A 14,260-nucleotide genomic window follows, 5' to 3' on the forward strand; every position below is an offset into this window, starting at 1 on the left:
ATCAAAAGCGCTGACGGAAGCCCACACTGTAAAAGTTCACCTCTTCCGAGAATGCTGTAAACATTAACTCCACGTATCCTTCGCGCCCCAGAGGGTAATCAACCCCAAGACTCCATGCCGGCATCGTGGCTGATTCTTTATCAATATTCAGGCCTTTGTGACCTTCATATTCCATACGATTCACTCCCACCTTAACCTGCGGCCGGAAGCCAGAATATTGAATCGCCTCTGGACGGTAACCGAGGAATATTGCCTGACTCTGATAACTGACCCAGCCAGTACCAACACCCGCATCACCCAGCTCGGTAAGAGCAACTTCCGCGCTCAACTCGCTGTTCAGGTGATAACCGGCGTTGAGCTGAAACCCGAGGCCTTCGCGGTCAGTTAACTCAAGGCCAGGGCCAACGATATTCGTATCGTATTTACTCAGACCAACCGCAGTGCCGATACTCCAGTGGTTGTTATCATTCTCTGCTTTCACCGCCTGAGCCGCTAACAGTAAAGGCAGCGTTGCCGCCAGTATTGGCTTGCGACGCACCGCCACCAGCACTAACCCCAGGGCAAACAGGGTGGCCAGACCAGCACTACCAACGCCTGTCGATACTTCAACGTCGTTATCAGAATTCACCGATGCATCAACATCATCGTCCACGCCATCACCATCGGCATCGTTGTTACCCGGCGCCTGACCATTACCCGGTCCCGGATCTACCGGCAGAGAGATATCGTCATCAACACTGTCGTGAATGCCATCGTTATCTGCATCGTCATCCAGATAGTCGACCAGCCCATCGCCATCGAGGTCAGGTAGTTCACGATCATCGCGCACGCCATTGTTGTTGGTGTCGGTACCATAGGTCACGCCATTGATTTCGGCATCGAAGCCGTCATCAATGCCGTCACCGTCGGCATCTTCGCCAGTGAAGAATTGCGCCAGCTCAGCGTTTTCTTCGATGTCTGAGATGTTGTCGTTGTCATCATCCGGATCAAGGTGATTCGGGATACCATCGCCATCGAAGTCTTTGGCAGAGCCAAAGGCGCCGATCGCGTTATCAACAACATCCATTAATCCATCGAGATCAACATCCGTAGTGCTATCGAGCTGACCATCACCGTCCTGATCCAGCGCCGCAACCATGGTTGCAGTGAAGACGGCAGACTGGCTGATATCAGGGTCTGTACCGTTACTCAGTAGTTGCAGGAAGTCTGCACGGCTATCGCTGTCTGTGTCAGGCAGGTCATTGGCATCCTCAATAAGGGCAGTGCCATCATCGACCAGGGCATCATCATTGCTATCGGAAAGACCAGCCTCAATAACATCCGGCACACTGTCGTTGTCGGAATCGATATCAAGAGAATTGATCAGGCCATCGCCGTCGGTATCCACTTCGGCATTTCTGGCTGCGAGAACCGAGGCCGCTCCGGAAACCGCACCCGGAGCTACTGGTGTACCTGTCGCATCAGCCGCAAAGTAATCCACCAGCTCTTCCAGCGTATCGAATTCATCAATCACACCATCCAGGTTGGCATCGCTGAAGTCTCTTGAATCTGGGTAGCCATCGCCGTCCTGATCAAAGTCGAAGAGATTTACAATGCCGTCGGCATCATCGTCGTCCATGGCGCCAAGGGCATCGACTTCGAGATTGTCGCGGATCCCGTCATTATCGGCGTCGACATCGTCACGATCATCAATGCCGTCGCGGTCGGTGTCTTTAAGACCATCGTCTTCAACCAGATTCGGCAGACCGTCTTTGTCGTCGTCCTGACCTTCCATAATGGTATCGACCAGTGCTTCAAGTTCGCTGAGTTCATCGATGTCGGTCACCGCTGCCTGCTGACTGACGGCACGATTCAGAATCGACATAATGCGGTTCAGTTCATCATCACTCGGGCCACTCAGACCGACATTACCGTAGTCATCAAACGACGCTGGCGTCGATGGTGAGCCCACACTGTCGCCGATGTTGTTCCAGGCGTTCTGCTCGATGCTGATAATCACACCGGTCAGTGCAGAGGTGACATTTTCGGCATAACCTGCGTCATCGGTATATACAGCGTTAACGCTCAACTGGTTCCCCACATCACTGGCTTGCAGCGTGTAGGTTTCGGCATTGCCAACGCTGTTTCCGTCAGACACCCAATCGTAGGTAACGGCTCCACTGACGCCATCGCTGTCAGACAACTGAGCGGCCAGAGTCTGGCCTTCAATCTCATCACCGCTAATCGCAATCGTCGGTACGTTATTGGTATCTACCGACACGGATGCGGAAGCTTCGTTGCCGTTGGTCGCAGCATCTTCAGCGACATCCGCAGCGATACTCAGGTTTACCGGAGAGCCGACGACGTTCGGGGTAACCTTCGCGGTATAAGTCGTGCCAGAGCCGGCAAACTCACTCAGGCTGCCGCCCGCTATCGTGATGTCCCCCACAACAAAATCAGACACTGACTCGCTGAAGGTCACTGTAATATCGAACGGATCAGGCGATGCGGTCGGTGCGGTAATGCTGACCGTAGGTCGCGTAGTATCAACGGTAAAGGCATCTGACGTGGCCGGTGCGGCACTGGCGTTACCTGCTCCGTCCTCTGCCGTACCCGCAGCAATATCGATGGCCAGAGTACCGTCGCCACTGAAGTCACTCAGAGTCACGGTTCTCGACATTGGCCCGCTTCCCGTCACGGTAATCGTGCCCGCAGCGGCATCTCCCGTCGATGTCACGGCGATGTCGTCAGCACTCAGGCTGATGCTATCAGCGTCTGTGTACTGGACCACATAAGTAATCGCGGTACTGGACGTTAACGTTGCTGATGGCGCCTGAATGTTCACCGCAGGTGCCGTGTTATCGACGGTGTAGGTTTCATCCGTCGCGGGCTCAGTCGCTGGCAGTGCATTGCCCGCCAGGTCAGTGATCCCCGACGTTGCGGCGAGGTTAAGCCCAACCGTGCCATCCAGAGCAGATAAATCGCCCCCGGTAACCGTGACGTCATATGTCGTGTCAGTAATTTTTGCCGTGACAACAGTCGCGGTTGTTCCGGACACGGAGAAACTTGTCGGCATGACACCGCTAACGGCCTCATTAAATTCCACGCGCCAGGTCAGTGAGTCACTGGAGGTGACTTCATCAACCGGGTTGTGGCGACGGAATGACTGCAACGCTGGCGCTGTGGTATCAACCTTATAGGCCGATGTATCAGGCAGAGAAGGCAATGTGGTATCCAGCGCATTACCCGCACTGTCTTCAATCACTGCAGCATTCATGGCCAGACTGTTAATAGCAAAGCCATCACCGTCGTTGTCCCCGTCGACCACCGTATAGGTGAAATCAAATCGCTGAGTGCCCGACCCCGTACGATACAGAGCATCCACTTCACGACTACCTACCTGTAATTTGATCGCTGGAATACCACCATTCCCCAGCGTGATCACTTTATCTGCTACCAGTGTGACAGTAATTTCATCACCTGCTTTCGCATGGTTCGGAGCAGTGACCTCAAGACCAGAAATTGACGGTGGAATCGCATCCACTTTCAGATTGCTGGTATCCGGGGTCACATAGCTTGTCAGGTCAACACGGTTGCCCGCAGCGTCTGCAAAATATCCACCGTTCGGTTCAATCGCCGTCATGCTGATGCCGTCGGTATCAACATCGCCAGCCAGAGCGGTATAGGTAAAGGTCGCGAACACACCAGAGAAAGAAGTGGGCGCCGTTGCATAACGGATTTCGCCACCCACATCGAGAGCAATTCGAGGGCTGCCACCCGTGGTATTCAGAGTGACATCTTCGGAGAAGCGCAGAATAAAGTCGTGCGTCCCGCCGGCTGGGATTGTTGCTGTGGCGCTGGTGTTGATCACACTGATTACAGGCACTACCGCGTCGACCGTGATACCTGTTGTTGTCGCGACGTTATTCAACGCCGTATTCAGACCGTTACCGGCAGCATCGACTGCCGTTGAGCCTTTCAGATCCATGGTCAGCACTTCGATGCCGTCAGAATCTTCATCGCCCGGTTGTACGGCGTAGCGGAATACATGTGCTGCAGTTCCATTACCATCCAACAATGCGGCTTCGCGTAACTGCCCACCAATATTCAGATTCAATACAGGGCGAGCGCCAGTGGTCGTAACCGGCTCTGACAGGTTTACGGTAAAGTCGAACGTGCCACCTTCGCTGTATAAGCCATCAGCCGGCACCGCAACAGAGGTCACTACGGGCACAACAGCATCAACAAGCACGCCACTACTATCAACCGCACCCACTCCCAGAGCCAGATCATTTCCAGCAGCGTCCTGCAGGGTCGCACCGTTAGCCACTAGGTTGTTTACGGAAATGCCGTCACTATCCAGGTCACCAGCAGTCACGGTATAGGTAAAGGTCATATCTGTGCCGGAAGCACTTACCATGGATGCCTGACGGACTGTAGAGCCAACGACCAGTTCAAGCGAAGGCGTGCCTCCAGAAATGGTCAGTGCTTCGGATGCAGTAACCGTAAAGGCAAGCACATCCCCCACGGCATAGGTACCGGCAGCAGGTACAGTGACACTGCTGACAACGGGGGCCACACCGTCAACCAGAATGCCCGCGGTCGGGCCACGGCCATTCAGTGTCAGGTCCATCGCATTGCCCGCGGCGTCGGTCAGTGTTCCACCGTCCAGGGTCAGAGACAGTACTTCGATACCATCGGTGTCCAGATCGCCAACAGCGACCGTCGTACTGAACACCAGTGACTGGCTGCCGGAACCACTGCTGTAAGTAACTTTGCGCGGAGTGCCGCCAATCATCATATTGATTGCCGGACTGCCGCTGACGTTAACGGCTTCGTCAGTGTTCACCGTGAAACTCAGTACATCGCCAACACCGTAGGTCCCGTTGGTGGGAACGTCGACTGAAGTGACGGTTGGCGGCGTCAGGTCAGACGTTACAACGAAGGTACCCAGCGGCAATGTAGTGGCATTGCCGTTCGTGTCTTCCACGATCAGTGTACAGTCACTGTAGGTGCCATCAGCCAGCGGCGTAGTATTGTCGGTCTGCGTCAGGCGAACGGTGTACGTTCCGGGAGTTTTCAGTCCTGCATCTGCCACACCACACGAACCGCCGCCTGACAGGTAACCGGCTTCGTTCGAGGAGTAGGTGACTTCCGGACGGTGATCCGTGGTCGGTGAGGCAACCGGCGTGTTCAGAGTGAGTTCCGGAGCCAGAGTGTCGATGCTCAACGTCACCACAATAGGTGCCGAGGTATCTACCCCACCGTTGGCGGTACCACCGCTGTCGGTCACCGTGACGGAGTAGTAAGCGTAGCCTTCCGCATCCACCGCCGGGGTGAAGCGCAGTTCTCCTGTTGACGTAATGGACACGCCGGAAACAACATTATTTTCATCAAGGGTTTCTACCACCGAATAGGTAAATGTCTGGCCAGCTTCATCAGAACCACCTCCCGGCTGCGCTGTCGCATACCCCGGAATGGACCGCTGCGAGCCCCCTGTGCCACTGACGCGCTGCGTCGACGGAACAATCAGCGTTGGTGCATCGTTCACTGGAGTAATAGTGACATTCACAGCACGACTGTCGGTCGCCGAGCCATCATTGACGGTAACGGTAAAGGTATCACTGCCTGTGGCATTGGCGTTCGGTGCGTATGTGACCGACGTAGGTGAGGCACCGGTCGTTGGCGCTGACACTGAACCCGTTGCGCTGGCGGTGCCTTTTGTTGCCCCGCTCGCTGACCAGCTCAGCGTACCCGTCGCACCGGTTGCCGCAGCGAAATCCGCAGCGCTGAGTGCGGTCAGCCCGGCATCCTCAAGAATCATCAGAGACACTGCGCTGTCACCTCCGGTCATTTCCAGAGGATCTGGCGCTACACCCGTGTCGATAAAGAAAGTGTCACTCCGGGAATTACCATTACCATCGGTAGCCGTTACGGTAATGGTCGCGCCACCACCGCCCACTACATTGTTGATCGCTATGGTGTAAGTATCGATCGCGACCGCGTCACGAGTAATCGTAATATCGGCATCGCGTACCGCGGCCTGGTTACTGGACGCGGCGGTCAATGAAATCGAGCTGAGGTTCTTGTCGGCCATTTCAAACAACTGAGAATCTGAGTTGCCGGGAAGAATCGTCATATCGACCAGAGTTTCCTGGCCAATACCGTCTTTGAAATGCGGGGGTTGCTCGTCCTGGCCAGGAATCCAGTTTGCGCTATAGAGACTGGTACAGAAAAACGAAGTGGTAATCGGAAAAGTTCCGCCCGGGAAGTAATACGGTGCACCACTTTTCGTGCAGCTAAGAAAATTCTTTCTGCCGGTCAGATCATCCAGGTCGCCACTTTCATATCCGACCCTTTCATCGCCAACCGATAACAAATCATTGCTGGCCAGAAAAGCGAGCGCGTCCTGATCAACCGTTCGAGAAACAGCCCGTGCATTTGCAACGCCCCCAAACGCGGAGAATGCTCCTGCCGCCTCTGGACGACGGTATTGCTCAACCTGAGAAACAACAGCGCGCTTATTCAGGCCATTGCGGCTGACACTGGCTAAGCGCGAAGATGCATTGGCCATTGATGCAGAAAAAGGCGCAGAGAAAGGCACAGCCATGGCGATCACAGGCGCGATAGCTTTCAATGGCGCCGACGTTCCTGGTCGTTTCTTATTGGGATTGTTATCCATAATAAATCCTTCAGGTTGGGAGGCCTGGGTGAGAAAAGTGGTTCCGCATTCTCGGGTGATCAGGTTCGATCACTTCCGGAAAGCTGGTGTTATATAAGATGGCGATGTCGTATATCTGATCAACATTGCCCTGAAATTTAATGGTGCCGATCACTTCGTGCGTATCGAGGTTAAACAGCCAGATACCTGAGCAGGTTTTCTCGGAGTCTTCGGTCACCAGGCCGGGGCTTGTCACATCACTCTGACGCTTACGCGATAAGCCGACAAACATAATGCTGCCGTAAATATCGATTCCCCGGGTAAAGCCCGGCAATTCTGCAATCACTTCCATTTCACCCGTGTCAGGGTGATAGCAATTGAGATGACCCAGCCCCGAATGACAGAAATAAACCCGACCATTGTGCCAACGCGGTGAATGAGGCATTGCCAGTCCACTGACCACCACTTCATTGCGCTTTACGTCAATCAGCGTGCCCGTATGCTTGTCGCTGTCACGCCACTGTTTGCGGTCTTCGTATTGGGAAAAGGTGGTGACATACGCAGGCTCACCATCGCGGAGCGTCATGCCATTTAAGTGGCAGCGGTCTTCAGGCGTCAGTGTTTCAATAAATGGGGGCTTCCACTGAGGCACAAAACTGTAGGAAGGATCGATAGTACAAAGGCATGAAAAACTTGAATTAACCGCCCATAAACCAGTGTTTCCCCATTCGATGTCATGGATGTTAATCATGCCGGTGTAGTGAGTTGAACGGGTAATAAAACAAGCATCGACGCGTGCGTCGACCGGTTTCAGTTTTTCAACATAGGTCTTATTCGCCAGCCGCTTTTCGGCGTCGGCCTGTTTCTCTTCGTCGTTTTTATGGGCTCGGGGCGCAGTGATGTCCTGAGCAATATCCGGCAGGGGTTTCTTAATCTGCTCAAGCAGACCGTCTTCTCGCTGGAATTGAATAATCTGAGTAAAGGTACCGAGTATCAGCCCCTGATCGGTTGCCGTCAGGCCCATTGGTCGGGGAAATTCTTTAAAGTTGATTTCCAGGTCTTCTCCGTCCGTACGAACCAGCATCAGACGACCGGCCTGATAGGAAGTAAACGCCAAAGAGATATTCAGATGCTTAAGGATCGCGGGGATATTTCCCGAATACGTAAACGAGAAATCAGTCGCGCTCTCCAAAGCGTCATTCTTCACAGTGTCATTCTGTGCAGAATCTTCCTGCGGCTCCTGAGTTTGGGGCGTATCAGTCATGATTCTGGCCCCTGCAGACTGGACTGATATAGAGACAAGCGTTGTTGCAGTCGCGCAACCAACTGATGAAGGGTAAGCGACGGGTCTTGTGAGAGAAGAAGAGCAAAATAGCCACTGACCACAGCCGCAGACAAGGAAGTGCCACTGAAACGTCCATAGCCGCCCGGCACCACTGCGGGCGCGGCCTTACCATAAACGTATGCATCCACTGACTGTCCATAGTTGCTGAACCTCGTCCTTTGTCCCTGTCCGTTATCTGCTCCGATCACCACAGCGGCTTGCAGCTGGGATTCCGAGTCACCCCCAGTCAACTCCATACCACTGTTTCCGGCGGAAAATACCACAGCAGAGCCTTTTCCTCTGCGGCCATTTTGCGCCAAGTCTTCAACAATATCAGCGACGGGTTCCAATAACCATTGGGAGCGCCAACTAGCGTTAACAATGTCAGCTTGAGACAGTTTAGAGAGGTAGAAACTGAGGATCGTATGACTCGTCCAGGTATCCGGCTGACGGATAGCTATCAGGTTCGCCTGCGGCGCGATTCCGTCAATGCCGACGCCATTATGAGCAGCGAATATCGTGCCCGCGACTCTGGTTCCATGCGAGTCATCCCCTCCCCCTGGGCTTACATCCTGTGAACGGCTGGTCGTGTCGTAACTGAAAATCACCTGAGTGTGCGTGAGCTCCTCATGCTCCAGATCAAAACCATCATCAATAACGGCAACGCGCACCCCTCGCCCTTGAGGAGTCGCCGGCCACAACTCAGGTATACCGAGCTGGGTGAGATAGGCGGGAGGAGTCAGCGCCGGGACGTCTGTTACATGCTTCTCCCGCAGTTGCAGGATATCTGGCTGCACCAGACTGATGCCCTGAACCTTAGACAACGAACGGATCACTCCGGGAAGGCGGTCTTTTATGCCGACATTAACGGAGTAATAGACGGCGTCGTCCATGAGGTAAAGCTCACTGACAGCCTCAATACGCGAATCAAGCGCCTGCAGGGATTCGCGAGTAAAGCCATTTGCCCGAACAATCAGGCGATCAGACAAACTTACCTGCAAATCTTTGCCACTGACCCGGTACACGCCTGTCTGGGAGTCATTGGCGGAAGGCACTAAGCACCAGACTTTACCGAGATTCGGGAATGGCAGTTCACAACCCATTACAGGGGACGAAAATATAACGAGCAACAGCAATAAAATACGCATTATTTCTCAAACCAATCAAACTGAAAGAGGGGCCTCCCTGCCCCTCACTCGTACACACATCACTTATCGCGATTAAGCCTCGCCGTTAATCCTTACCGTTAACTCTGGCGATTAACTGCGACTTGGGTAGAGCCCCACCAGCGCGATACAAAAATTCATGCCCATCAAAGGCTGACGGTTTTCGTGCGCCTGGCTCCCCCCCATCGAACCGATGGTCTCGGTTGCCATCACTGTATTTTTCGTCGATGCGGTGTTCAGGTACACGATATTGTCGCCAGTCGACGGTCTGTCTATCGCCATCATTCTGGTATTCGATGGTGACGCCTCTGTACCCACTGTCTGAGCCCCGTAGACGACGTGCTTATGGTTGGGAAGTTCGGCCTCTGTGAGCGTGACTTCATTAACGCCGGTTGTTTCTCCCAGACGACGCGCTGTCAGACCAGGACCTCGCCCCGGATGCATCGGCGCACGGCCCTGCAGGTCCGGCAAGGCAAGTGTCGTACGACCGTCACCACCATAGGTTGTACCCAGAATTGAGAACAATGCCGTATTCTGAGCAATCGGTAGTAACTGCCCCTGGCAGAAGGCCCAGCCACGAGGGGCAAAGTTGCAGCCAAAAATACGGATTTCTCCGATAAATGGTTCAGACATAATAAAACTCCTTTTCAGTGCCGCGAGGGATAAATACCGACCAGGGCCATAATGTAATTAATGCACAGTGACGGCATCATATTCTCATGCGCTTGTGAGCCACCCGTCGCACTGACTGCATCGCTACTGAGGCTTTTGATTTTGTCGACTGACGGCACCTCAACGTAAGGAAGGTCACCATCATTATGAGACGCTACAACATCACTTGCCGGGTTGTTGCTATCAGCGATATTGGCCGACCCCAGATATTCGTGACTGTGACTGGGAATCTGATTGATGGTCAGGTTCACCTTCTCACTGCCGTAACGCGCACCCAGGCGGCGCGGGCTTAACCCCGGTCCTTGCCCCTGATGCACAGGCAAGCGACCGCGCATATCCGGTAAAGCGAATGTAGTGCGGCCATCACCGCCATAAATCGTCCCGATCAATGAAAACAGCGCATCATTCTGGCTGACAGCCAGCAGCTGACCATCACAGAAAGCCCAGCCACGCGGAGCGAAATTTCCGGCGAACATACGAATCTCGCCAACAAATGGTTCTGACATAACTGGCTCCTTAATTACGCGATGGGAAAAGGCCCTGCATCGCGATGCAGAAATTAACGACGAGGGATGGCTGTTCGTTATTGTGCGACATAGAACCACCAATATAAGACACCGATTGCGATGCGAACGAGACCAGGTTCTGAGGCTCTGCATAGTAATCCGTTGGTGAACCATCATCGACTGCGGACGCTAATATATTGCCATCAAAGGACTTGGTCGTTCCGCCTTCTGTCGTCGCATTCAATGGATGTCGGTGCGCTGGCATATTGGCACCCGTGAGGGTCACGGTTTCTATCCCCTCACCTTGACCCTGGCGCAAACTTGCATCCATCCCCACTGGTGTCCGGCTACGGAGGTCAGGCAGTGCAAATGACGTGCGCCCATCGCCCCCGTAAGTCGTACCCAGCAATGAATACAAAGACTGATTTTGATTAATAGGTAAAATCTGGCCATCGCATTCGGCCCAGCCACGCGGCGGCCAGCCGAATCCGAACATGCGGATTTCACTCAAAAAAGGTTCTGCCATTCTGATCTCCCTCTGTTTACTTTATTCGTGGTTTTACCCACACTTTCTTCCTAAGAATGATCCTGGTAATCAAGGAACTACCAATGACCAACCGAGCCTGGGAAAGCCGCATCACACTGCGCTCTGTACGCGACAATGATTATTCGTTTATGGAGTCGTTATACCGCACCACCCGCGAAGCGGAGCTGGCGATGACGCCCTTTAACGAACAACAAAAAACACTTTTTATTCAGCAGCAGTTTTCGGCACAGACACAGCACTACCACAGCCATTACTGCAGCGATCATTTCTGCATTATTGAAATTGATGGCCGACCTTCCGGTCGTTTCTTTATTGATTACTGGAGCGATGAAATCCGCATTGTTGATATTGCCATCCTTCCAGAACACCAGGACTCTGGCGCAGGCAGCTACCTGCTGCAGAACATAATCGAAGAAGGTAATGAGAAAGGCCTGCCGGTGAGAATTCACGTTGAGCAGAATAATCCGGCGAAAAAACTCTATGAGCGCCTGGGCTTCAAGGAGGTCAGCCGCTTTAATGAGGTCTATGTTCTGATGGAGACAACGCCCGCATTGATGTCTGTCTGATCTGCATCCATGCATAGATGATTCCTAACGCTTCCTGCTGATCACGGCCTGATACTCGGTCGGGCCGTGCGCAGTAATAAAGAGTTCGCCACTGCCAATCGCCTCGTGCGTGAGCCGATACATCCCCTGCGGTACCCGAAAATCATCCTGCCCCTCAAGCGAGACTGCAAACGCCTCCCACTCATCACCATCCAGCGCCGTACGCTCAACCTCTGAGATGGTCAGCCGCACGGAATTTTCAGCATGGTCCGATAAAGTCACTTGCTGACCGAGCAGGGAGTCCATTGAGTCGTATGTGATTGCTTCCATAAATACGTCCTGTAAAACACAACACAGGTATCAGACGCACTACGACTGAGAGTGTCAATGGACGACAGATGACGATTGTCCACTGCGATGCGATATCCACCACGATGCAAAGCTTTATCATGCCACAAGCATACATCTGTCTCATACGAACTAAGCATATCCACTTGTATATCACCCTGGCCGGATCACTCGGTGAAACGAACATGTGCACCGGCCAACAATTGTCCGTAGTGCATGGAAGGCGTACACTGATCCCAGATTTACGCCGAAGCCCGGCAACCTTCATCCCACATGGATATGGTTGACGGGCCGCGACCCGGACTGAGGAATCCGCCTCAGCTCTGCAGGTTCGCCGGGTTCGTTGGGAAACTGACGGGCCTCCCGCGCTTGGAAAGGTGTACCCATGACATTGCAGGACCATCACGGTCGGCGCTTTAACTATCTGCGCCTGTCGGTGACGGACGTGTGCAATTTCAGCTGCAATTACTGTTTGCCAGACGGCTACCAGTGCAGCGATAGCACGCCCCCGTTGTCGGTGGATGAGATACGTCGCGTCGTGACCGCATTCGCCCGCCAGGGCACCCGAAAGATCCGCATTACCGGCGGAGAACCCTCCGTGCGCCGCGATCTCCCTGAGATTATCCGCACAGTTGCAGCCGTATCCGGCATTGACGACATCGCACTGACCACCAATGGCTGGAAGCTACCGACCTTCCTGCCTGACTGGATTGATGCCGGCCTGACACGCCTTAATGTCAGTATCGATAGTCTCGACCCACGACAGTTCAAAGCCATTACGGGTCACGACCGCCTTCAGGATCTGCTCGATGGACTGGCGATGGCTCATGAGATGGGGTTCAACGACATCAAAGTAAACGCCGTGCTGATGCGCGGCCACAATGCCGACCAGCTACCGCACTTTCTGAACTGGATCCGGACAACGCCGGTGTCACTGCGCTTTATCGAATTGATGCAGACCAGCGACAATCAGGAGTTCTTCGAAGAGAACCATATCAGCGGTGACAGCATCAAAGCTCAATTGCTCGATTCTGGCTGGCAGTCCGTACTGAGAAAACTCACCGATGGCCCCGCGCAGGAGTTCTGGCACCCGGACTACGCCGGGCGCATCGGCCTGATCATGCCCTACAGTAAAGACTTCTGCTCAAGCTGCAACCGACTCAGGGTGTCAGCGAACGGACAGCTTCATCTATGTCTCTTTGGTGACAAGGGCTACGACTTCCGTCACCTGCTCGGCAGGGACGAGCAAATCACCGACGTCATCGCATTCCTTCAGGAGAGCCTGAACGAGAAAAAAGCGACACATGCCTTGCACGATGGTGATACCGGAGTGCGAACGCATTTCGCGGGCATTGGCGGCTAAGTTGATGGCTAAGTTGGCGGTTAAATTGGTGGCTGAATTGCCAGTTAAGCTGAGGGCCCACAAATGAAACAAATAGCAACTGCAGCCAGCGAGCAGATTACCGCCGTTATCCTTGCAGGTGGAAAGTCAGAGCGGATGGGACGCGACAAAGCGCAGCTGATTCGGCCTGACGGCCGCTCGCAGCTGTCATTTACCGCCGATTGCCTGAGAGAAGCTGGCATCGAAGATATTTTGGTCAGTGGTGCCGGTTTGAGCGGACTGAAAAGTGTCGAGGATGTCTACCCTGAAAAAGGGCCTCTTGCAGGCATTCACTCAGCCTTTGCTCATTGCAAGCCAGACACAGACTCCCTGATCGTTGTTCCGTGCGACATGCCTCTGCTGAAGTGCGGTGTATTCTCCCGCCTGCTTAAAAGTAGTCAATCAACTGCATTTGACCAGAGCTTTTTCCCAATGATCATTCGCAATCTGGAACAAGCAAAAAAAGTCGCCGAAAATATATTATCGAGTGACCAAAACCCCTCAATTAGGTTTTTTCTGAAAAATATAAAATGCGATTTTATATCTTCAGAAAATACAATCGAACTCAAGAGCTGCAACACACCAGAATCCTGGGATGATGCATGCGATATACTAAATAATTATAGGAATTAAATGATGGTAAAAATGTTCAACGATGATTTTATACGTCTTAATATTTCTGTACTCACAGTGTCTGATTCACGAACAGAAGAAAATGATACAAGCGGTGATTTTTTAGTCGATTCAATCAATGGTTCAGGACACAACTCTGTTGAGAAGAAAATCGTTGTCGACAACATTTATAAAATTCGCGAATCGCTTTCCACATGGATCGCCGATGACCGGACACAAGTCATCATCGTCACTGGAGGTACAGGCTTCACCGAGCGGGACTCGACACCCGAAGCCGCAGAACCTCTCTTCGATAAAAAGATCGATGGATTTGGAGAACTGTTCCGCCAGCTTTCCTACGAAACCATCGGCACCTCGACCATTCAGAGCCGGGCAACAGCAGGATTGGCCAATGACACTCTGATCTTCTGCGTACCAGGCTCAACGAATGCCTGCCGTCAGGCCTGGGAGCAGATCATCTGCCAGCAACTCGATAGCCGCCACAAGCCGGGCAACTTC

Annotated in this window: 11 protein-coding genes and 1 riboswitch; of the genes, 4 read left to right on the top strand and 7 right to left on the bottom strand. The window is 53.3% G+C overall.

Features of this window, described 5'->3' with window-relative positions:
• Nucleotide 1: 1 nt before the first annotated feature.
• The 6 genes from B2067_RS12965 to B2067_RS12990 all read right to left on the bottom strand — a co-directional run bounded on the left by B2067_RS12965 (nucleotide 2) and on the right by B2067_RS12990 (nucleotide 10,834).
• A complete protein-coding gene (locus B2067_RS12965; protein ID WP_301377903.1) occupies nucleotides 2-6,661 on the bottom strand; it encodes an Ig-like domain-containing protein in 6,660 nt (2,219 codons plus the stop codon).
• Nucleotides 6,662-6,671: 10 nt separating this feature from the next.
• A complete protein-coding gene (locus B2067_RS12970; protein WP_301377902.1) occupies nucleotides 6,672-7,904 on the bottom strand; it encodes a TIGR03032 family protein in 1,233 nt (410 codons plus the stop codon).
• Entirely contained in the window at nucleotides 7,901-9,112 is a 1,212-nt protein-coding gene (locus B2067_RS12975) for a S8 family peptidase (RefSeq protein ID WP_301377901.1), read from the bottom strand. The genes B2067_RS12970 and B2067_RS12975 overlap by 4 nt, the downstream gene beginning before the upstream one ends.
• A 111-nt stretch (nucleotides 9,113-9,223) precedes the next feature.
• Nucleotides 9,224-9,763: a phage tail protein gene (locus B2067_RS12980; RefSeq protein ID WP_301377900.1), complete on the bottom strand. Its 540-nt coding sequence runs from the start codon at nucleotides 9,761-9,763 to the stop codon at nucleotides 9,224-9,226.
• Between the two features lie 14 nt (nucleotides 9,764-9,777).
• Nucleotides 9,778-10,308, bottom strand: coding sequence for a phage tail protein (locus tag B2067_RS12985; protein ID WP_068436346.1), 531 nt, complete (start codon nucleotides 10,306-10,308; stop codon nucleotides 9,778-9,780).
• 10 nt (nucleotides 10,309-10,318) lie between these two features.
• Nucleotides 10,319-10,834: a phage tail protein gene (locus B2067_RS12990; RefSeq protein ID WP_301377899.1), complete on the bottom strand. Its 516-nt coding sequence runs from the start codon at nucleotides 10,832-10,834 to the stop codon at nucleotides 10,319-10,321.
• An 83-nt stretch (nucleotides 10,835-10,917) separates the two neighbouring features.
• Between B2067_RS12990 and B2067_RS12995 the strand changes: the two genes are divergently transcribed.
• Complete coding sequence (locus tag B2067_RS12995) at nucleotides 10,918-11,421, top strand: GNAT family N-acetyltransferase (RefSeq protein WP_301377898.1); 504 nt, start codon at nucleotides 10,918-10,920, stop codon at nucleotides 11,419-11,421.
• 24 nt (nucleotides 11,422-11,445) lie between these two features.
• On the opposite strand, the gene B2067_RS13000 is transcribed toward B2067_RS12995, so the two are convergent.
• On the bottom strand, nucleotides 11,446-11,730 hold the full coding sequence (locus tag B2067_RS13000) for a DUF6916 family protein (RefSeq protein WP_301377897.1): 285 nt from the start codon (nucleotides 11,728-11,730) through the stop codon (nucleotides 11,446-11,448).
• A gap of 251 nt (nucleotides 11,731-11,981) precedes the next feature.
• A riboswitch (molybdenum cofactor riboswitch) is annotated at nucleotides 11,982-12,144 on the top strand.
• Here B2067_RS13000 and moaA point away from each other — a divergent pair.
• The 3 genes from moaA to moaB all read left to right on the top strand — a co-directional run.
• Nucleotides 12,134-13,111 (top strand): GTP 3',8-cyclase MoaA, encoded by a 978-nt coding sequence (gene moaA / locus B2067_RS13005; RefSeq protein WP_301377896.1) that lies wholly within the window; start codon nucleotides 12,134-12,136, stop codon nucleotides 13,109-13,111. Its footprint overlaps the riboswitch before it by 11 nt.
• A gap of 63 nt (nucleotides 13,112-13,174) precedes the next feature.
• Nucleotides 13,175-13,762: a molybdenum cofactor guanylyltransferase gene (mobA, locus tag B2067_RS13010; protein ID WP_068436336.1), complete on the top strand. Its 588-nt coding sequence runs from the start codon at nucleotides 13,175-13,177 to the stop codon at nucleotides 13,760-13,762.
• A gap of 3 nt (nucleotides 13,763-13,765) precedes the next feature.
• Nucleotides 13,766-14,260, top strand: a 495-nt coding sequence (gene moaB / locus B2067_RS13015) for a molybdenum cofactor biosynthesis protein B (RefSeq protein ID WP_301388711.1), incomplete at its 3' end; no start/stop codon positions are given.

The organism is Thalassolituus sp. UBA2590 (assembly GCF_002339775.1).
Taxonomy (GTDB): Bacteria; Pseudomonadota; Gammaproteobacteria; order Pseudomonadales; family Oceanobacteraceae; genus Thalassolituus.

What these genes read in the sequence shown, in the direction of transcription:
- B2067_RS12965 (WP_301377903.1), bottom strand. Translation starts at nt 6,661, where the DNA reads ATGGATAACAATCCCAATAAGAAACGACCAGGAACGTCGGCGCCATTG.
- B2067_RS12970 (WP_301377902.1), bottom strand. Translation starts at nt 7,904, where the DNA reads ATGACTGATACGCCCCAAACTCAGGAGCCGCAGGAAGATTCTGCACAG.
- B2067_RS12975 (WP_301377901.1), bottom strand. Translation starts at nt 9,112, where the DNA reads ATGCGTATTTTATTGCTGTTGCTCGTTATATTTTCGTCCCCTGTAATG.
- B2067_RS12980 (WP_301377900.1), bottom strand. Translation starts at nt 9,763, where the DNA reads ATGTCTGAACCATTTATCGGAGAAATCCGTATTTTTGGCTGCAACTTT.
- B2067_RS12985 (WP_068436346.1), bottom strand. Translation starts at nt 10,308, where the DNA reads ATGTCAGAACCATTTGTTGGCGAGATTCGTATGTTCGCCGGAAATTTC.
- B2067_RS12990 (WP_301377899.1), bottom strand. Translation starts at nt 10,834, where the DNA reads ATGGCAGAACCTTTTTTGAGTGAAATCCGCATGTTCGGATTCGGCTGG.
- B2067_RS12995 (WP_301377898.1), top strand. Translation starts at nt 10,918, where the DNA reads ATGACCAACCGAGCCTGGGAAAGCCGCATCACACTGCGCTCTGTACGC.
- B2067_RS13000 (WP_301377897.1), bottom strand. Translation starts at nt 11,730, where the DNA reads ATGGAAGCAATCACATACGACTCAATGGACTCCCTGCTCGGTCAGCAA.
- moaA (WP_301377896.1), top strand. Translation starts at nt 12,134, where the DNA reads ATGACATTGCAGGACCATCACGGTCGGCGCTTTAACTATCTGCGCCTG.
- mobA (WP_068436336.1), top strand. Translation starts at nt 13,175, where the DNA reads ATGAAACAAATAGCAACTGCAGCCAGCGAGCAGATTACCGCCGTTATC.